At 48.9% G+C, this 20,070-nt stretch carries 12 protein-coding genes, 4 tRNA genes and 1 rRNA gene; all 17 read right to left on the bottom strand.

Annotated features, from left to right (window positions below; all coding sequences use genetic code 11):
- Nucleotides 1-77 precede the first annotated feature (77 nt).
- Nucleotides 78-2,423: a flavocytochrome c gene (locus ACTNEN_RS05775; protein ID WP_441205099.1), complete on the bottom strand. Its 2,346-nt coding sequence runs from the start codon at nucleotides 2,421-2,423 to the stop codon at nucleotides 78-80.
- 217 nt (nucleotides 2,424-2,640) lie between these two features.
- Entirely contained in the window at nucleotides 2,641-3,309 is a 669-nt protein-coding gene (gene trhA, locus ACTNEN_RS05770) for a PAQR family membrane homeostasis protein TrhA (RefSeq protein WP_441205098.1), read from the bottom strand.
- Nucleotides 3,310-3,717: 408 nt separating this feature from the next.
- Nucleotides 3,718-5,481, bottom strand: coding sequence for an ammonium transporter (locus tag ACTNEN_RS05765; protein WP_441205097.1), 1,764 nt, complete (start codon nucleotides 5,479-5,481; stop codon nucleotides 3,718-3,720).
- 378 nt (nucleotides 5,482-5,859) lie between these two features.
- The gene (locus ACTNEN_RS05760) at nucleotides 5,860-9,621 is read right to left on the bottom strand and encodes a phosphoribosylformylglycinamidine synthase (RefSeq protein WP_441205096.1); all 3,762 of its coding nucleotides are present in this window, start codon (nucleotides 9,619-9,621) and stop codon (nucleotides 5,860-5,862) included.
- 12 nt (nucleotides 9,622-9,633) lie between these two features.
- Nucleotides 9,634-10,902 carry a phosphoribosylamine--glycine ligase gene (gene purD, locus ACTNEN_RS05755; protein ID WP_441205095.1) on the bottom strand — a complete coding sequence of 423 codons (1,269 nt, stop codon included), beginning with the start codon at nucleotides 10,900-10,902 and terminating at the stop codon, nucleotides 9,634-9,636.
- Nucleotides 10,899-11,489, bottom strand: coding sequence for a phosphoribosylglycinamide formyltransferase (gene purN / locus ACTNEN_RS05750; RefSeq protein WP_441205094.1), 591 nt, complete (start codon nucleotides 11,487-11,489; stop codon nucleotides 10,899-10,901). The genes purD and purN overlap by 4 nt, the downstream gene beginning before the upstream one ends.
- A 44-nt stretch (nucleotides 11,490-11,533) precedes the next feature.
- On the bottom strand, nucleotides 11,534-12,718 hold the full coding sequence (locus ACTNEN_RS05745) for a phosphoribosylaminoimidazolecarboxamide formyltransferase (RefSeq protein WP_441205093.1): 1,185 nt from the start codon (nucleotides 12,716-12,718) through the stop codon (nucleotides 11,534-11,536).
- A gap of 14 nt (nucleotides 12,719-12,732) precedes the next feature.
- On the bottom strand, nucleotides 12,733-13,455 hold the full coding sequence (locus tag ACTNEN_RS05740) for an IMP cyclohydrolase (RefSeq protein WP_441205092.1): 723 nt from the start codon (nucleotides 13,453-13,455) through the stop codon (nucleotides 12,733-12,735).
- A gap of 14 nt (nucleotides 13,456-13,469) precedes the next feature.
- Nucleotides 13,470-14,519, bottom strand: coding sequence for a phosphoribosylformylglycinamidine cyclo-ligase (gene purM, locus ACTNEN_RS05735; protein ID WP_441205091.1), 1,050 nt, complete (start codon nucleotides 14,517-14,519; stop codon nucleotides 13,470-13,472).
- Between the two features lie 3 nt (nucleotides 14,520-14,522).
- Entirely contained in the window at nucleotides 14,523-16,070 is a 1,548-nt protein-coding gene (purF, locus tag ACTNEN_RS05730) for an amidophosphoribosyltransferase (protein WP_441205090.1), read from the bottom strand.
- A gap of 39 nt (nucleotides 16,071-16,109) precedes the next feature.
- On the bottom strand, nucleotides 16,110-16,604 hold the full coding sequence (gene purE / locus ACTNEN_RS05725) for a 5-(carboxyamino)imidazole ribonucleotide mutase (RefSeq protein WP_441205089.1): 495 nt from the start codon (nucleotides 16,602-16,604) through the stop codon (nucleotides 16,110-16,112).
- A gap of 338 nt (nucleotides 16,605-16,942) precedes the next feature.
- Complete coding sequence (gene htpG, locus ACTNEN_RS05720) at nucleotides 16,943-18,973, bottom strand: molecular chaperone HtpG (protein ID WP_441205088.1); 2,031 nt, start codon at nucleotides 18,971-18,973, stop codon at nucleotides 16,943-16,945.
- A gap of 426 nt (nucleotides 18,974-19,399) precedes the next feature.
- Nucleotides 19,400-19,472, bottom strand: a tRNA-Thr gene (locus ACTNEN_RS05715).
- Between the two features lie 11 nt (nucleotides 19,473-19,483).
- Nucleotides 19,484-19,557, bottom strand: a tRNA-Ile gene (locus tag ACTNEN_RS05710).
- A gap of 84 nt (nucleotides 19,558-19,641) precedes the next feature.
- Nucleotides 19,642-19,714: transfer RNA gene (locus ACTNEN_RS05705), tRNA-Thr, on the bottom strand.
- A 21-nt stretch (nucleotides 19,715-19,735) separates the two neighbouring features.
- Nucleotides 19,736-19,808: transfer RNA gene (locus tag ACTNEN_RS05700), tRNA-Asn, on the bottom strand.
- A gap of 114 nt (nucleotides 19,809-19,922) precedes the next feature.
- Nucleotides 19,923-20,070: ribosomal RNA gene (locus ACTNEN_RS05695) — 23S ribosomal RNA — on the bottom strand; the annotation flags it as partial.

The following is a 20,070-nucleotide window of genomic DNA, read 5'->3' as shown; positions in this document are numbered from 1 at the left end:
AATATGAGATTTTAAAAGCGGACCACCGCTCATGCGACAGTCCGCTTTTATGACATTCCTGTTGTCAAATCATTTTATTAAGCAGCTTTTTTGGTTTCAGCTGTGGCACTTGCAGTTGTCTCAGCAGTGCTGCTCCCCTGTGCAGTGCCAAGGTTGGCTGCAGCATGCTGTCCGGCAATTCTGCCAAATACAGTGAAGTCTGCAACGGCATTTCCACCAAGACGGTTTGCACCGTGTACGCCTCCGGTAACCTCACCGGCAGCATAGAGATTTCCGATCGGAGTACCATCCTCCTTCAGCACTTCTGTATTCTTATCGATCTTAATACCACCCATGGTATGGTGAATACCTGCAGTTACCTTAATTGCATAATACGGAGCGGTATCCAACGGAGATGCAAAGGAAGTACGATTAAAGTCAGGATCGGACTTCTGTGCAACATAACCATTCCAGGTATTGATGGTTGCATCCAGTGTATCCGGATCAATCTCCAGCTCCTTGGCAAGTGCCTTGTAATCGTCACCCTGCTTTGTATAACCGGACTTGATGTATCCCTGAATAACAGCGGAGGCATCCACCATCTTCTGATCTACGATGAGCCAGCTGTAAGAGCCCGGCTGTGCGATTTCCGCAGCGGAAACCACATCTCTGGTACCTACTTCATCAACGAAACGCTTACCATCCTGGTTCACAAGGATAGCACCGTCACCACGGAGACCCTCGGTAATCAGATGTGCAGTGTTGGCTTCCACGGTCGGATGAATCTGGATTTGATCCATATCTACAGTAGCGGCGCCAACGGCAGTAGCCATATCGATACCCTGACCCTGCGCACCTGCGGCATTGGTTGTCATAAAGCCCTTAAGGTCCGGACGATACTTTGTTACCATATCAAGGTTGGCACCAAAGCCACCAGTGGTAATTACAACAGAACCTGCGTTGATGGTGACATTATTGCCGGTTTCGCCGGTTGCATGGATACCGACAGCCTTTTTACCGGACGCATCCATCAGGATCTTATCTGCAGTAGTGGAGAAAAGAACCTGAATGTTCTTACGGTCGTTGACATTCTTTTCCAGAATCGGAACCATATAAGCACCAACGGCAGTGGTCTTGCCCTCTGCGTTGACCGGACGATGAATACGCTTTACTGAAGCACCGCCGAAGGATCCGACATTATGCATTTCTGCACCGATGGAATCCAGCCAGTCAATGGCAGCAGAAGAATTTTCTACCAGCGTCTTTACAAGAGTAAAGTCATTTTTGCCTTTACCGCCGATCATGGTATCAAGTTCAAAAAGCTCCGGAGAATCAAAATATCCGTTTGGAGCTGCCTGATACTCTGCCCACTGCTTCTCAACGGTATCTGCAAGAGTCTGAATGTCTTTATTATCTGCATACTGCTCTCTTGCGGTCTTGAGCTTGGCTTCTACGCCGGCACCCTCATTAAACTCATTGGCATCCTGCCACTTGGTTTTGGCGGCATTGAGACCTCCGGTTGCGCGGATGGAGTTACCGCCAACCATGGTCTGAGACTCGACGAGGATGACATTTTTACCTGCATCGGCAGCTTCAATGGCAGCAACCATACCTGCACCGCCTGCGCCGACAATTACAACATCGGTATCATAGCTTACATCCTCTGCCTTTTCCTTATTGGCAGCTTTGGCAACATCAAATTTAGCCGGATCAAAGCCTGCATCCTTGATTGCAGCTTTTACTGCCTCGATGATGGCGTTGGAGGTCACAGTTGCACCGGATACCGTATCTACCTTGGTTGTATTTCTCTCAATGATTTCCGGTGGAACCTGCTCGATTGCCTTAGTCCCGATGCCTTCCGTTTCCTGATGCTTGGTTACCTTAACATCATAGATGTTATCGGCATCCATGGTAACTTCAACTGTGACATCACCGTTGTTGCCCTTGGCTGTGCCGGTTCCCTTTACCGCATCTGCAGGGATCTCCTTCTTGGCTGTGCCCTCCGAAGCTGCCTTGGTCTCTCCGCCTGCCTTGGTATATCCAAAGGCTGCCGGATCCAGTCCTGCAGATGTAAGAGCGGCTGCAGCTGCTTCCTTAATTGCATTGGATGTAATGGTTGCACCGGAAACACCATCAACCTCAAGGCTGTTTGCTGAAAAAATGGCAGCAGGCAGCTGGTCTACGGCTTTGGTTCCGATGTCCTTTGTTTCATTCTGCTCTGTAACCTTTATTGCATAAATCTTGTCCTTGGTTGCAGTGACTTCCACAGTAACAGGACCTTCCATACCCTGTGCGGTACCACTTGCTGTTACGGCATCGGATGGGATATCGCCGGGTGCGGCACTGCTGCTGGTGCCCAGGTTTCTGGAGCCAAGTCCAAAGTAAACTGCAGCGATGACACCCACTGCAATTACAAGGATCGAAATCCATTTCTGGTTTTTCATTGAAATACTCTCCCTCTTTTCTGAGATAAATAAAACATTAATAATAATGTGTTAAAATTATATCAGAAACCCTATGGAAAGCCAATATCAAATTATTATTTATCTGGATGGAAGCAGTAAAACAGGTTATTTCGGATGAATCGAGCCCCGAGATAGCCGTCCTCCGCAATGAAACCTTACTCATAGGCTGAAACCCGGTTCTGCTCCTCTCTTACTTTCACGCTAGGAGCAGCATCACGCCATAGTGGCAAATTGAGCCTGCAATGACAAAGCAGTGGAAAATCTCATGATTTCCAAAAAACCTTGGCAGCCTGTCAAAGATCTTAAGCTTCAGAGCATAGATTACGCCGCCGATGGTATAGATGATGCCGCCTGAGAGGAGCAGGGCAAATTCCGGAGCAGTCAGTGCCGCATGTATTTTTACAATGGCAAAGATGCAGGTCCATCCGAGCAGTATGTAGATCAAAGAATTCAGCCATTTCGGAGTATTGATAAAAATAATGTTCACAGCCATACCAATAAGCGACAGCGCCCATACAAGGATCAGCAGTCTCCAGCCCGTACGGTCACCGAGAGCAATCGCGCAGATCGGAGTGTAAGATCCGGCAATTAACAGATAGATCATCATGTGATCGATCTTTTTCAGCAGCTTGTTGACCTTGGGAGAAATATCAAAAAGATGATATGTGGCACTCGCGGCATACAAAAGTACAATACTCAGCGCGAATATGCCAAACGCCAGAAGTTTCTCCGGACTCGGGTTCTGCGCAATCCGGTAAAACAGGGGGATGGCTGCAAGTATCGATAGAATCATGGCAATATAATGGGTCAGGAAGCTGCCCGGGTCCTTGACCTTAAGCAAAATGGAATTTCCTCGGAACAACATACACACACCTCCAAATTTATCAATAAGATACAATATAGTTTTTAAAACTATGTTATGTCTTATACATGATTATATATGTTTTTGTGGAAAAAGCAATGTTCATCGCCAAATATTTAAAATTATTTAATTTAATACAACATCTAAACAACGCCTACGATGACCACAGTGTGACATCCAAAAAAAAACGAAGGAAAAAGGACCCCCGCGTTTGCAGAGATCCTCTCTCGATGAAGTACTACTATGTCTTTTTATGTGAAAGCGGTGCCCAAACCGCAGATCACCGTGGTAGGTTCTACCAAATGTTTTCGTTAGTTCTTAGTTCTGGTTTTTAGTTATGTTCCATGGCTGTTTTTTTCATAACCACAAAAACTACTTCTTGTCAGTTTTTATAGCAGCTGCACATTCCGACTATTCCACATCCTGGATGGCGTCGTATCCCTCCTCGCCGGTCCGGACCTTAACGGCACGGGTGACATTAAATACAAAGATCTTGCCATCGCCGATATGCCCGGTGTACAGTGCCTTCTTGGCAGTTTCCACGACATGGTCCACGGAAATCTTGGCAACTACCACTTCAACCTTAACCTTCGGCAGCAGTGTGGAATCTACCGGGACACCACGATACATCTCCGAGGATCCTCTCTGAATGCCGGAGCCCATGACCTGTGTCACGGTCATGCCGGTTACACCAAGATCATTCATTGCCTTTTTAAGAGCATCGAACTTGGAAAGTCTGCAGATAATGGATACCTTGTGAATGCCGGTATCATATTCCATGCCCACGGTTTCGGAAACGGACGGCTCCCGCACAACATGTACCGCAGCATTTTTCTGCGCTTCGGAAGCAGCTTCATAGGAACCCTCCCCGAGATCCGTGTTTTCATTGGCCTCCACCGTCATATCTGTTACATCCGTAATGGCAAATCCGGAGTATGCAGAGGTAAGACCGTGCTCATGGATATCCAGACCATCAATTTCAATCTGTGCAGGGACACGGAGACCAATGGTTTTATCGATCAGCTTAAAGATAATAAACATGGTGATCAGCACATAGGCTGCGATTGCAACAATACCTGTCGCCTGGATGCCCAGCTGATGGAGACCTCCTCCGTAAAAGAGCCCCTTGCCGACACCGTTATTTCCGGTGGAGAAAAGTCCGACGGCGAGTGTGCCCCAGATACCGTTTGCCATATGTACCGAAACCGCGCCGACCGGATCATCGATTTTAGCCTTGTTATCAAAAAACTCTACGCTCAATACAACCAGGAAGCCTGCAACAAGACCGATGAAAAAGGCACCGGCAGGAGTGACAACATCACAGGGAGCAGTAATTGCAACAAGACCTGCAAGTGCTCCGTTAAAGGTCATGGAGACATCCGGTTTTCCATAGCGGAACCAGGTAAAAATCATGGTTGTCGTGGTGGCAACGGCTGCAGCAAGGTTTGTGGTCATAAACGCGTTGGAAGCATTCACAGCATCATCCGCAGTGGCCATTGCCGCAGTGGAGCCGCCGTTAAAACCAAACCAGCAGAACCAGAGGATAAATACACCAAGTGCACATGCCGTCATGTTATGCCCCGGGATGGCTTTGGCATTTCCATCCTTATCATACTTGCCGATTCGTGGACCAAGCATCCAGGCACCGAGGCAGGCGATCAGTCCACCGGTCATGTGAACGCAGGCAGAGCCGGCAAAATCGTGGAATCCGAGCCCTGACAGCCAGCCACCGCCCCATACCCAGTGACCTTCGATCGGGTAAATAATCAGCGAAATTGCAGCGGAGTATACACAGTACGCTTTGAAGTTGGTCCGCTCTGCCATGGAACCGGAAACGATGGTCGCTGCAGTTGCGCAGAAGACGGTCTCAAAGATTACATAGCACCAGAGTGGCATTGTCTGCGGTACGACGGAATTGGCTGCTGTATAACTTCCCTGGATAAAAGGATCAAAACCGCCGACCAGAGGTCCGAGACCTCCGAACATGAGACCAAAGCCTACAAGCCAGTAGCAGGGCGTGCCGATACAGAAGTCCATCATGTTTTTCATGAGGATATTGCCTGTATTTTTGGCTCTGGTGAGACCTGCTTCACAAAGTGCAAACCCGGCCTGCATAAAATAGATGAGCGCTGTCGCGATCAGGACCCACGTGACCGTTGATACGTTGATTTCCATACTCTTCTCCCCCTAAGTAAGAATCTCAGCTGTGTGCAGGTCAGGATATACTATCCAGATCAGGTTAAACCATCCATAGCAGGATGTACTCTCTTCCACCTCCGGATGCTAGTGCCGGCTTGAGTACAACCAGCAAATCTGACAAACATAAAAGGGCAAGCACAAAAGGCGCCGGTTCTCAGCATGAACCGGCGCCTTTGCCTAGGAGGTCTTTTTACACTTTTACACTTAGCTGTAAGTAAAGCAAAAGAGCGTCTGGAATTGGAATTTCCAGACGCCCTTGCCTTATGTCCCGTATCTTACCTTCGGAGCTCTCTTATGTCAACTGCAAGATTTTTATAAGAGAAATTCACATACGTTATGCTATAGCCCCGTTTATTACATGAAGTATTCCTTCGCAGCCTTAAACAGTCCCATGTCATAATTTCCGGGTACATTTTTATAAAGCTCATGTCCCCAGCGCTCTGCATGTCCCATCTTACCAAAGACACGACCATCCGGAGAAGTAATACCCTCTACCGCATAGTAGGATCCATTAGGATTATACTGAATGTCCATGGTCGGACATCCGTCCTGATCCACGTACTGTGTTGCGATCTGACCATTCTCGACAAGCTTACGGAAAAGCTGTTCCTCACAGAGGAAACGACCTTCACCATGCGAGATCGGCACCTGGAAGACCTCACCCGGATCCGTATCCTCGAGCCACGGAGACAGGTTGGATGCCACACGGATATTGACGATCTTGGACTGATGTCTTGAGATCGTATTGTAGGTGAGTGTCGGGCAATGCTCATCCGTATCAATGATTTCACCGTAAGGTACCAGTCCGAGCTTGATCAGCGCCTGGAAACCATTGCAGATTCCGAGCATCAGACCATCGCGCTCATTCAAAAGCCGCATCGTGGCATCCTTTACCGCTGCATTACGGAAGAAGGATGTGATGAACTTTGCTGAGCCGTCCGGTTCATCTCCGCCGGAGAAGCCGCCCGGGATAAAGATCAGCTGTGACTGGTCGATCCTGCCCGCAACATAGCGAACCGAATCCTCTATATCCTTTTTCGTAAGATTCCGGATCACGACGATTTCCGGATCCAGACCTGCATCGCGCATCGCCTTGGCAGAATCGTATTCGCAGTTGTTGCCCGGGAACACCGGAATCAGTACCTTAGGCTTCTCGATTCCGACCTTAGGTGCAAACCAGGTTGACTCTGTGTAATCCGGAATCGTAAGATCCTTCGCAGCATCCTCTTCTGCATGATCCTTATCGAGGTTCATATTGCAGGTGAATACTTTTTCCAGACGATCCTCGTAGGCTTCCTCGAGATCGCAAAGCTTCAAAACTTCATCATTATAGCGAAGCTCTGCGTCATCTGTTGTTGTACCGAGATCCGCGATGATCACACCCTTGCCTGTAAGCTCCTCCGCATGATAAATCTCATCCACCGTTGCCGCATCCGTAAGCTCCACAAGGAAGCTTCCGTACTGGTAGCCAAAAAGATCCTCTACGGAAACACTTCCTGCAAAGCTAAATCCAAAGCCGTTACCCATACACTGCTTGAGGACAGCCTCTGCAGCACCGCCATAGGTAGGAGTATAAACGGATGCAGCCTTACCCTCGGTCACAAGCTTATGCACATATGTAAAGAGCGCAAGGAGGGACTCCTTGGTCGGGAGCTCATCTACATAGGCAGGCTTCAGCCAGAGCACCCGGTGCCCTGCTGCCTTGTACTCCGGAGAAACAATATTTCCGGCATCCTCTGTGGTAATCGCAAAGGATACAAGCGTTGGAGGCACATCCAGCTTTTCAAAGCTTCCGGACATGGAGTCCTTGCCTCCGATTGCGGCGATTCCCAGATCCAGCTGTGCATTCAGCGCACCCAGCAGCGCTTCGAGCGGCTGACCCCAGCGCTCCGGAACTCTTCCGGGCTTACCAAAGTACTCCTGGAACGTAAGATAGGTATCCTCAAAGCCCGCGCCTGTGGCAATCAGCTTGGCAGCGGACTCCACTACCGCAAGGTAAGCACCCTTATAGCAGTTCCGCTCGGTGATAAACGGATTATATCCATATGCCATCACAGAGCTTAGGTCCGTATGTCCCTTTTCCACGGAAATCTTTCCTGCCATCGCCTGAATCGGTGTCCGCTGATACTTTCCGCCAAACGGCATCAGCACGGTACCGGCGCCGATGGTGGAGTCAAAGCGCTCGGAGAGACCACGCTTGGAGCAGACATTCAGATCCGATGCCAGCTTCTCGTAGTTCTCGGAGAAGCTGCCGCGTACCTCCCGGCGAATGCTTCCGCCGGCACTTGTCACGATGTCAATGTGTTTCTCAGCACCGTTGGAATTTAAAAATGTCCTCGAGAGATCGATGATCTTTTTACCATTCCATCTTGCGACAAGGCGGTTGGTGTCTGTTACATCCGCAACATGTGTCGCCTCCAGATTTTCCGCAGCGGCAAGCTCCATAAAGGTCTTTTCATCCTCAGGCGCAACCACTACCGCCATACGCTCCTGAGACTCGGAAATGGCAAGCTCTGTGCCGTCGAGACCCTCATACTTTTTCGGTACCTTGTTAAGGTCGATATCCAGACCATCGGCAAGCTCGCCAATGGCAACAGAAACTCCGCCGGCACCGAAATCATTACATCTCTTTATCAGCCTTGAAGCGGCAGGATTACGGAACAGTCTCTGCAGCTTCCGTTCCTCCGGCGCATTACCCTTCTGCACCTCAGCTCCATCCTTTTCCAGAGACTCTACATTATGTGCCTTGGAGGAACCGGTGGCACCGCCGATGCCGTCCCGTCCGGTACGTCCGCCCAGGAGGATCACAACATCTCCAGGTGCCGGAACCTCGCGGCGTACATTTGCCTGCGGAGCTGCGGCAACCACCGCGCCGATTTCCATTCGCTTTGCGGCATAGCCCGGGTGATAGATCTCATCTACGAGTCCGGTCGCAAGTCCGATCTGGTTGCCATAGCTTGAGTAGCCGTCTGCGGCAGTTGTCACCAGCTTCCGCTGTGGCAGCTTCCCTGGCATGGTATCCTGTACTGGCACGGTCGGATCGGCAGCGCCGGTGACACGCATGGCATGATATACATAAGAACGACCGGACAGCGGATCACGGATGGCACCTCCGATACAGGTAGCGGCGCCACCAAACGGCTCGATTTCGGTCGGATGATTGTGTGTTTCGTTTTTAAAGAGCAGGAGCCAGTCCTGATCCTCTCCGTCTACATTGACTTGGATTTTCACAGTGCAGGCATTGATTTCTTCGGACTCGTCCAGCTTCTGCAGCTTCCCTTCTTTTTTCAGCACCTTTGCCGCGATGGTGCCGAGATCCATGAGATTGATTGGCTTTGTGCGGTTCAGCTCCTTACGCGCAGCAAGATAACGATCCCAGGCATGCTGCAGGGTTTCGTCCGCAAACTTCACATGATCAATGGTAGTGAGAAATGTCGTATGCCGGCAGTGATCGGACCAGTAGGTATCGATCATACGGATTTCCGTGATGGTCGGATCACGGTGCTCCTCATCACGGAAATAGTCTCTGCAGAATCTTAAATCATCAAGATCCATGGCGAGACCCTTCTCTGCGAGGAAATTCTGAAGCTTTTCATCCGACTCTGTAATAAAGCCGTCAAGGTTCTCTACGGTCGTCGGGATATTGTACTGTACCTTAAGTGTGTCATAGGTTTTAAGAGAAGCCTCTCTAGCCTCCACAGGGTTAATGACATACTTTTTAATCTGCTGTACTTCCTCCTCCGTGAGATCTCCATAAAGCAGATAAACCTTGGCAGAGCGGACCGCCGGGCGGTCCACCTGGGCAAGGATCTGAATACACTGTGCAGCACTATCGGCTCTCTGGTCATACTGGCCCGGGAGATATTCGACGGCAAAAATCCTGGCAGATGCATCCTCCGGAAGGGTATAGCTTACATTGTCAAGAGGCGGCTCGGACAGAACCTTGGAAACAGCCTCCTGAAATACCTCTTCCGTGCAGCCCTCAACATCATAACGATTGAGGAGGCGTACATCCGTAAGATTTTTGATGAGCAGGATATTCCGGATATCATGACGAAGCCCTGACGCCTCATGACGTAGACCTTCCTTTTTTTCTACATAAACGCGATAAACCATGTATGCCTCCTTTTACTGTGCTAATGCCTTTAATGCCCGCTGTCCGATGTCATGGCGCATATGCATGTGCGCAAACGAAACCTTGGCGGCACTCTCATAGGCTTTATCAATGGCTTCCTTCAGCGTAGGTGCAGTTTCCACAACGCCGAGGACACGCCCGCCGTGAGTATACAGCTTGCCGTCCTTGAGCTCCGCGCCGGCAACATAGACATGCTCCGCCTGGTCAATGCCCTTGATTTCATAGCCTGACTTGTAGCTCACAGGATATCCGCCCGAGGCTTCAATGACACAGCAGGCTGCGGCATCCTTCCACTTCACCATATCCTCGCGAAGTGTGCCGTTGGTGGTTGCCTGCATAATGGTGAGCAGGTCGCTGTCCAGAAGCGGCAGTACCACCTGTGCCTCCGGATCGCCGAAGCGGCAGTTGTATTCGATGACCTTGGGACCATCCTTGGTGATCATCAGTCCGAAATAGAGACATCCGCGGAAGGTTCTGCCCTCCTGATTCATTGCAGCAATGGTAGGCTTAAAGATTTTTTCCATACATTCCGCCGCAATCTCCTTGGTATAGTAAGGATTTGGCGCAATGGTGCCCATACCACCGGTATTAGGTCCCTCGTCGTTATCGTTGATCCGCTTATGATCCATGGAGGAAATCATCGGAACCACGGTTTTGCCATCGGTAAAGCTTAAGACGGAAACCTCCGGTCCCTCCAGGTACTCCTCAATGACGATCTGGTCGCCGGAGTGTCCGAACTTCTTTTCTTCCATGATGGTCTTGATGCCCGCGACTGCCTCCTCCCGGGTCATAGCGATGATAACACCCTTACCGAGCGCCAGACCGTCCGCCTTGATGACGGTCGGGATCGGACAGGTCCTGACATAGTCCTCTGCAGCCTGGATGTCATGAAATACTTCATATTTTGCTGTCGGGATTCCATATTTTTTCATGAGGTTCTTGGAAAAGACCTTGGAGCCCTCGATGATCGCCGCGTTTGCTTTGGGTCCGAATGCGGGAATCCCGACGTTTTCCAGCGCGTCTACAGTCCCGAGCACCAGTGGGTCATCCGGTGCGACTACCACATAGTCAAGCTTCTGATCCTTACAGAACTTTACGACAGCCGGCACATCCGTTGCCTTGATCTCCGGTACGCATACTGCATCCCGCGCAATTCCACCGTTACCGGGGATCGCGTAGATGACCTCGATCTCTTTGTTTTTTTTGAGAGCCTTGATGATCGCGTGCTCACGACCACCGCCGCCGACTACTCCTATTTTCATCCTTCTGCCTCCCTGATTTCCTTACTGATCATCTCTGCAGCCTTAGGCAAAAGCTTCCACTCTGCCTGCTCCATAATCCTCCGCTGCAGGATCTCCGGTGTATCTCCGTCCTGAACCTCTACGGCTTTCTGCAGGAGGATCCTGCCGCCATCCGGGATTTCATTTACAAGATGAACGGTTGCACCCGAAACCTTGACGCCATAGCTTAAGGCTGCTTCATGCACCTTTAAGCCGTACATGCCTTTGCCACAGAAGCTCGGGATCAGCGACGGATGGATATTGATGATCCGGTTGGCATATCTCTTTGTGAAGTCCGCGGAGAGGATTGTAAGATATCCCGCGAGGATAATGAGCTCAATATGATGCTCCTCCAGCACTTTGATCAGCTTCTCCTCATCCTTATGCACAACGGTATGCTCGATGCCGGCCTTTTCCGCGCGTTCCAGAGCGTAGATTCCCTCCCGGGAACCTACGACCAGAACAATTTCTCCATCCGGAATCTCGCCGCGCTTCTCAGAGTCAATCAGCGCCTGGAGATTGGTACCGCCGCCGCTTACCAGCACGGCGATTCTGGTTTTATCTTTCATTCTGCTGCCCTTCTCCGGAGCTGTATTCTCCGGAACTGCTTTTATCAGTGATGGAACAGACGCATGCCGGTGAAGCATACGACCATATTGTACTTGTCCGCGGTCTCGATGACATTGTCATCCCGGATGGATCCGCCCGGCTCAGCCACATACGAAACGCCGGACTTTCTTGCACGCTCAATGTTGTCACCAAACGGGAAGAACGCATCCGAGCCAAGCGCAGTGCCGGTGATATGGCTCAGGAATTCCTTCTGCTCCGCTCTCGTAAAAGGCTCCGGACGCTCGGTAAAGTACTGCTGCCATGCGCCGTCCTTTAACACATCGTCACACTCCTCGGAGAGATAAACATCGATCACATTGTCACGGTCTGCACGGCGGAGACCCTCCTTAAACGGCAGGTTCAGTACACGGTCCGACTGACGGAGATGCCAGTGATCGGCCTTGTCACCTGCGAGTCTCGTACAGTGAATCCGGGACTGCTGTCCGGCACCTACACCGATTGCCTGACCATCCTCCGCATATGCTACCGAGTTGGACTGCGTGTATTTCAGTGTGATGAGTGCAACCGTCAGATTGAGCCTTGCTTCTGCGGTAAGCTCCTTATTTTTGGTGACAATATTGGCAAAGGCTTCATCCGTCACCTTATACTCGTTCCTGCCCTGCTCAAATGTCACGCCAAAGACCTGCTTATGCTCCTTGGGTGCAGGCTTATATGCAGGATCGATCTGGATAATATTGTAATTTCCCTTTTTCTTTGTCTTAAGCAGCGCAAGTGCGTCGGGTGCATAGGATGGAGCGATGACGCCGTCTGATACCTCTCTATGAATGATTTTAGCCGTGGTCAGGTCGCATTCATCGGATAAAGCAATAAAATCTCCATACGAGGACATACGGTCCACGCCTCTGGCTCTTGCATAGGCACAGGCAAGCGGAGAATCGTCAAGTCCCTCGATGTCATCCACGAAGCAGGCCTTTTTCAGCTTTTCCGGAAGCTTCCTGCCGATGGACGCGCCGGACGGAGAAACATGCTTAAAGGATGCTGCCGCAACCTCGCCGGTCGCCTCCTTAAGATCGGAGACCAGCTGCCAGCTGTTCAGGGCATCCAGAAAATTAATATAGCCGGGTCTTCCATTGAGGATCTGAAACGGCAGCTCCGAGCCATCCTGCATATAAACTCTCGCCGGCTTCTGATTGGGATTCATGCCATATTTTAATTCAAATTCTTTCATCTCGTTCCGCTCCTTCAGTTTACCTTGTCATATTTATTGATCAGGACATTTTGACAACTCATGTCGGTAAGACGGATATATCTCACATAAAGAGAAATCTTGTTATCTGTATTGAGGTTCTCCCAGATGAGATCCGCAAGCTCCTTTGCCGTATTGGGGATAGAGACTCTCTCCGGCTCTCCCGCAAAGGTCGGGATCGGATTACCGTCATTTTGATATGTGTGAATGAAATGGCCGAGACCATTCTCAAGCTTATAGCTAAAGGTATATCTTGCGCAGTCGGTACCGTCCGCATCCTCGGATTTCAGGATGCTCATCTTATAGCTGTCGCTGTCATCCAGCAGCACCAGTGCAGAGATTCTCGGTGTCCAGTTCGGACCATCCGGCTCAAATTCCCGCGTCTCGAGTGCTTCCTCAAAGGTATTGCCCTCCTTAAGGAAATCATAGATCGTGTCGGTCTGGTCACCGTTGGTAACAATCAGATTGTCTCCAAGCTTCCGGATCGGCGAATAGATGATGAGGCTCGGATCCTCGACCTTGGAGGAATCCGCCGGATAAATTGTAACGGTATCGCCATCTTCGGTAAACACACGGTTTCTGGAATTCTGGGATCTGCCCATAATGAAGTACGCAATCGCAATGGAATTACCATCGGCGGATTTTCCGACTACAATGCCTCTCCCCGGGTAGCTGTTGTTTTTAAGCAGTGTCCCCAGATTGTGAATGTCATATGCCATAAAGCTTCCTCCTCTTATTCCAGTACAACCTTATCCTTTGAACGAATAATCTCACCAAGATGATATGCCTCAACTCCACATGCATGGAGAACCTCGAGAGCCTTTGCTTCCTCATCCTTGCTTACAACCACACTCATGCCGACACCCATGTTGTAGGTGTTAAACATATCATGTGTGCTGATATTGCCGGTCTTCTGAATCAGCTTGAAGATCGGGAGAACACGGACATCCTCCATCCGGATCCGTGCGCCGAAGCCATCCGGGATGGATCTCGGGATATTTTCATAGAAACCGCCGCCGGTAATGTGGCTGATACCCTTGACGGTTACATTCTCAAGGAGCTTGAGAACCGGCTTTACATAGATAACGGTCGGCGTCAGCAGTGTCTCGCCAAGGGAAGCACCACCGAGCTCTGCCACCGGCTTAAGGGCTTCTTCCTTTGTCATGTGATCGATATCAAAAACCCGTCTTACGAGTGAGAAACCATTGGAGTGTACACCGCTGGACGGCAGTGCGATCACGGCATCACCCTCTGTGATGGTATTGTTGTCGATGATTTTATCCTTATCTACGACGCCTACGGAGAAGCCGGCAAGGTCATATTCATCCTCCGGGTAAAATCCGGGCATCTCGGCAGTCTCACCGCCGATCAGTGCAGAGTCTCCCTGTACGCAGCCTTCCGCAACGCCCTTTACGATATCCGCAATTTTTTCGGGCACGTTTTTGCCGCAGGCAATGTAATCCAGGAAAAACAGCGGCTTTGCGCCACAGCAGATGACATCATTTACACACATGGCAACGCAGTCAATGCCGACGGTATCATATTTCTCCAGTAAAAAGGCAATTTTCAGCTTGGTGCCGACACCATCGGTTCCGGAAACGAGGATCGGATGCTTATAGCCCTCCGGAAGCTCAAACAAACCGCCAAAGCCACCGAGACCGGAGGCAACACCCTTGGTCATGGTACGCGCAACATACTGCTTCATCAGTTCCACCGACTTGTATCCGGCAGTGATATCTACACCCGCATCCTTATATGCTTCACTGTAGCTCTTGGTATTCATGCTTTATCCCTCTTCCTTTTCTTCCGGCTTGACAGCACTGCAGGCTGCCGCACTTGTATTCTGCTCTTTATTTACTGCTGCATCATCCGTATCCGTGTCATTTTCTGCCTTGTGACGATTTCTCCACTCCTTGGGGATTTTTTCCTCAAAACGATTCTTTTCCGTCACACTTGGAATTTCCGTAGGATACTGACCGTTAAAGCACGCTGCACAGAAATGTGGGTGCTTGCTTCCGGCTGGGATTTTGAGCGCATCCTCTACGGACAGATATCCGAGCGTATCTGCACCGATAATTTTGGCAATTTCTTCGATTGAATGATGGCAGGCAATCAGATTTTCGCGGGAATCGATATCCGTGCCATAATAGCAGGGATTTAAAAATGGCGGCGCGGAAATCCGCATATGCACTTCTTTGGCGCCCGCTTCCCGGACAAGCTTCACGATACGGGCGCTTGTGGTGCCGCGGACAATAGAATCATCCACCAGGATCACCCGCTTCCCCTCGATTTCCGAACGGATCGCATTAAGCTTGATGCGGACTAGCTTCTCACGCTGCTCCTGCCCCGGCGCGATAAAGGTTCTGCCGATATATTTGTTTTTGATGAGTCCGATGCCGTAAGGGATGCCGGACTGCCGCGCATACCCAATGGCAGCATCCAGTCCCGAGTCCGGGACACCAATCACGACATCTGCATTCACAGGATGCTCCAGTGCAAGGAACGAACCTGCGCGTAGTCTTGCCTCATGGACTGAGGCACCATCAATAATAGAATCCGGTCGTGCAAAATAGATGTACTCAAAAATACACGTAGACGGAGTCACCTTATTGCAGTGATCCGTAATACTGCGAATGCCGTTGTCATCCACCACCATGATCTCGCCGGGTTCAAGCTCTCTTACCAATGTCGCACCGACAGCATCCAGTGCACAGCTCTCGGATGCAAATACGATCGAGCCGTCCTCCATTGTGCCGTAGCAGAGTGGACGGAAGCCATGCTCGTCACGGCAGGCAATCAGCTTGCTTGGAGACATAATGACAAGAGAATACGCTCCGTGCAGCTGATCCATTGCATGGTTTACAGCGCCCTCAATGGAGCCGCAATGCAGACGCTCTCTGGTGATGACATAGGAAATCGCTTCTGTATCTGTTGTGGACTGGAAAATGCATCCATCCAGCTCCAGCTTGTGTCGAAGTTCGTAGGAGTTCACCAGATTTCCGTTGTGGCATAATGCCATATGACCTTTTACATGATTCACGACGATCGGCTGGGCGTTGATCCGATTGGTGATGCCACTCGTTGAGTACCGTACATGACCGACGGAAATCTGACCGCTTCCGAGACGGCTGATCTGATCCGGCGTCATCGCGTCATTTACAAGTCCAAGCTCCCGGTAAAAACGGAACACGCCCTCATCATTTACAACAATTCCTGCAGATTCCTGACCTCTGTGCTGCAGCGCAAACAAACCATAGTAGGTCAAAAGACCAAGTGGTTTTGTCGTTTTGGAGTAGATACCAAAAACACCGCACTCTTCGTTGATTTTTTTCATTCAAATCCCCTGTTTTGGCTGCCAGGCAGCCGATAATGATTACTGGTTAAACTGTGCCTCAATCGCTTTATCTTTTTCAAGGATTTTGGCATGATTTTGCTCTCTGTCCTTAAGAAGCTTCTCTGCAAGACCTTCATCCTCTACCGCCAGGATTTCAATGGCAAGCAATGCTGCATTTTTGGCAGTATTGATTCCAACGGTAGCAACCGGTATTCCGGGCGGCATCATGACAGTGGAAAGCAGGGCATCCATACCCTCCAGCACCTGGGAGGAGCAAGGTATCCCGATCACCGGCAGTGTTGTGTTGGCAGCGAATGCTCCTGCCAGATGTGCTGCCATGCCCGCTGCGGCGATGATGACGCCAAAGCCATTGCTGCGAGCGGATTTTGCAAATGCGGAAGCTTCCTCTGGTGTCCTGTGAGCAGAGAAAACATGCACCTCGTGTGGTACCCCGTAATCCTTCAGTACCGAGATTGCCTTTTCAACCACCGGGAGATCCGAATCTGATCCCATAATGACTGCTACCTTTTTCATTTGACTCCTTTCTCATGTGCCGCGGAGTATTTAACCGCGAAAAAAAGAGGAAACAGCGCATAGCTGTTCCCTCTTACTTTTTAAACCTTGTGATATGCGACAATGACAGAATTTTCACGATAATTTCCGAATCCTGTAATAAGGTGCACTGCCGTAATGCCGTAAAATCTCAGACGGGCAGAAAATGAGTTCCAATGACTTTCGTATACTGCGAAATTCATTTCCATCTTCATTCTCCATCCTCTCGTGCAAGACATCAGACATCACAAGAATTATATTGGATACCGTACTTTCCGTCAAGCCCGTAAAAAAGATGTAAATTCCAGTCTAAAACCAGCTTATTTTGTGAGTTTGAGAAGGATCTCATTGCTCCGCTGGATAAACTTTGTCATTTCATCCGCCTTAAGTGGTGACTGCTGAAGTCTTGCAAGATCATATACCTGCTCGCAAATCATTTTGCTTGTATCATCCGCTTTATCCTCATGCTCCATAAGATACTTTACCAGAGGATGCTCGGTATTGAGAATCAGTGTCTCATCAACCGGCATCTCGCCAAGCTGCATACCCTGTGCGGCATACATCTTCATCATATCATTCATACGACGGGATTCCTCGGAAACAGAGAGCATCGCCGCCGTATTCTGACTGGTCATCTTCTGCAGCTTCACGTTGAGCTTATCCTTACCGGTTGCGGTACGGATTTCCGATTCCAGCGCCTTGGACTTTTCTGCAAGAGTCTTTTCCTCATCTTCGCTGGTTTCCGCCTTAAACTCATCGGTAAGATCCGCATCAATTCTCCGGAAATGAACCCCCTGATTTTTAGCTTCCAGCTCGGAGATGAACGGCTGATCGATACGCTCCGGTAAAATAACGGCATCCTTTCCAGCCTCACGGAACATCGCAATATACTGGCTCTGCTGTACCTGGTCGGTTACGTAATAGATAATCTTGTTTTTCTCTTCTTTCTGAGCGGATGCTTCTTTATTGCTATCAGTGTCATCCTTTTTACTATCTGGATCAACCTTGTTTACCTCAAGGCATTCCGGTAATGCAAGATACTTGCCGTTAATGTCTTTAAACAGAATGTAATCAGTCATCTTCTGGCAGAACTTATCGTCCTTTAAGCAGCCATACTTGATGAATGGTGCGATATCATCCCAGTATTTCTCATAGGTTTCCCGATCCGTCTTGCACATACCGGAAAGCTTATCTGCCACCTTTTTGGTGATATAGTCTGAAATCTTCTTAACAAATCCATCATTCTGAAGCTGTGATCTGGATACATTGAGCGGAAGATCCGGACAGTCAATCACACCCTTAAGAAGCATAAGGTACTCCGGGATGACTTCCTTAATGTTATCTGCAACAAAGACCTGATTGTTGTACAGCTTAATGGTGCCCTCAATGGACTCATACTCCATATTGATTTTAGGGAAGTATAAGATACCCTTTAGATTGTATGGATAGTCCATGTTGAGATGGATCCAGAACAGCGGTTCCTTATAGTCATGGAATACCTTGTGATAGAAGTTGATATAATCTTCCTTCTTGCACTCACTTGGACTTTTTGTCCAGAGTGGATGAATGTCGTTTACAAGTTCCGGACGCTTCTCAATTTTAACCTTGGCAGGGATTTTGGTCTCCTTACCATCCTTATCTGTTTCTGTCTTTTCCGGAATTTCCTCCAGGACAACATCTGTATCCAGCTTATCACTGGCATCGATGGTTTCTGTATCCTTTGGAAGCTTGGTAAGATAGATCTCGACAGGCATGAAGGATGCGTACTTATCAATGATCTCACGTACTTCCCATTCGTTGTCATATTTCAGGCAGTCATCATTAAGGTGCAGCGTAATGACGGTACCATGATCCTTTTTGCTTCCCTCTGTCAGAGTATAATCCGTGCCTCCATTACACTCCCAGTGAACTGGTTTTGCATCCTTCTGGTAAGATAATGTATCGATTTCAACAAGGTCAGAGACCATAAATGCGGAATAAAATCCAAGACCAAAATGCCCGATGATTTGATCGTCATTAGCCTTGTCCTTATACTTCTGGATGAAGTCTGTTGCACCGGAAAATGCAATCTGATTGATATATTTATCAACCTCATCGGCTGTCATGCCGATGCCGTTATCCTTAAAGGTAATGGTTTTGTTATCGGAATCAACAATGACATCCACTCTGCCCTTATAATCCTGCGGCTTCTCCCACTCTCCGATGAGAGCCAGCTTTTCAAGCTTTGTAACTGCATCGCAGGCATTGGAAATCTGCTCACGGATAAAAATATCCTGGTCTGAATACATCCATTTTTTGATGATCGGGAAAATGTTCTCGCTGTTAATCGATAAACTACCTTGTTTTGCCATAATCATTGCTCCTTTATCAGATCCTACGTAGTTTTCTGTGTCTATATAATGCATAGACAGCTTGTTATTTAAAAGTTGAAATATACTGAAAGATACGTAAGAAATTTACATAGTAAAAAGTCTACTGTCTTAGAATCAACGATAGGTAGTATAACACGAGAATTAGCACTCTGCAAGCAAGCTGGCTAACAAATCGAGAAATACACAGATAATTCACAGATTCATAGAGAGAGCGTTTTCATTTAAAGAGCTTATTAAATCAGTGTATGTGCAGTAATAGAAATGAATGCAGTAATAGAAATGAAGTGAAAAGCCTGCAGCTTGTGAACGCACCCAAATGTACATATGATATAAGTTGAGAAGTAAAGAATAAAAATGGGCTGTCGACGGCACTGTGAAGTGCACATGCGACAACCCCCTTTATTAAGCCGGGATTCGGACTCGAACCGAAGACCTACTGATTACAAATCAGTTGCTCTACCAACTGAGCTATACCGGCATATATAGTAATGGAACCTCTGGGACTCGAACCCGGGACCGATCGGTTATGAGCCGACTGCTCTAACCAACTGAGCTAAGGTTCCATAACAATCCGTATATGTCATAAACGATTTTATATTCCGTATGATTTAAAAAAACGCCTAAGCTTCAGATTAAGCTCAGGCTTAAGCCGGGATTCGGACTCGAACCGAAGACCTACTGATTACAAATCAGTTGCTCTACCAACTGAGCTATACCGGCATTGGTTGTTATAAACAACAACTCCCCCAGTTGGACTCGAACCAACGACACCGCGGTTAACAGCCGCGTGCTCTACCGACTGAGCTATAGAGGAAAACTCAAACCCGGCAGGTAAAACCTACTAGGGAATCGTGCCTTGAAAATCGCATACCGCTTTATCCATAAATACATTTCATAAAACATCAAACCTAACCGGACCAAAAACCTTTTGGATAAGCCCTCGACCTATTAGTAACTATCACCTAAATGCCTTGCGGCACTTACAGCTTAGCCCTATCAACCTTGTACTCTGCAAGGGGTCTTACTCTTACGATGGGATATCTCATCTTGAGGGTGGCTTCACGCTTAGATGCCTT

Source organism: Oribacterium sp. HCP28S3_H8, assembly GCF_052064775.1.
Classification (GTDB): Bacteria; Bacillota; Clostridia; order Lachnospirales; family Lachnospiraceae; genus Oribacterium.
This window is presented reverse-complemented; position numbering and strand designations above follow the sequence as displayed.

Bases quoted from the DNA above. Each gene is read 5' to 3' on its own strand.
- purM (WP_441205091.1), bottom strand. From the start codon at position 14,519: ATGAATACCAAGAGCTACAGTGAAGCATATAAGGATGCGGGTGTAGAT.
- ACTNEN_RS05745 (WP_441205093.1), bottom strand. From the start codon at position 12,718: ATGAAAGAATTTGAATTAAAATATGGCATGAATCCCAATCAGAAGCCG.
- purN (WP_441205094.1), bottom strand. From the start codon at position 11,489: ATGAAAGATAAAACCAGAATCGCCGTGCTGGTAAGCGGCGGCGGTACC.
- purE (WP_441205089.1), bottom strand. From the start codon at position 16,604: ATGAAAAAGGTAGCAGTCATTATGGGATCAGATTCGGATCTCCCGGTG.
- htpG (WP_441205088.1), bottom strand. From the start codon at position 18,973: ATGGCAAAACAAGGTAGTTTATCGATTAACAGCGAGAACATTTTCCCG.
- ACTNEN_RS05765 (WP_441205097.1), bottom strand. From the start codon at position 5,481: ATGGAAATCAACGTATCAACGGTCACGTGGGTCCTGATCGCGACAGCG.
- ACTNEN_RS05775 (WP_441205099.1), bottom strand. From the start codon at position 2,423: ATGAAAAACCAGAAATGGATTTCGATCCTTGTAATTGCAGTGGGTGTC.
- ACTNEN_RS05740 (WP_441205092.1), bottom strand. From the start codon at position 13,455: ATGGCATATGACATTCACAATCTGGGGACACTGCTTAAAAACAACAGC.
- ACTNEN_RS05760 (WP_441205096.1), bottom strand. From the start codon at position 9,621: ATGGTTTATCGCGTTTATGTAGAAAAAAAGGAAGGTCTACGTCATGAG.
- purF (WP_441205090.1), bottom strand. From the start codon at position 16,070: ATGAAAAAAATCAACGAAGAGTGCGGTGTTTTTGGTATCTACTCCAAA.
- trhA (WP_441205098.1), bottom strand. From the start codon at position 3,309: ATGTTGTTCCGAGGAAATTCCATTTTGCTTAAGGTCAAGGACCCGGGC.
- purD (WP_441205095.1), bottom strand. From the start codon at position 10,902: ATGAAAATAGGAGTAGTCGGCGGCGGTGGTCGTGAGCACGCGATCATC.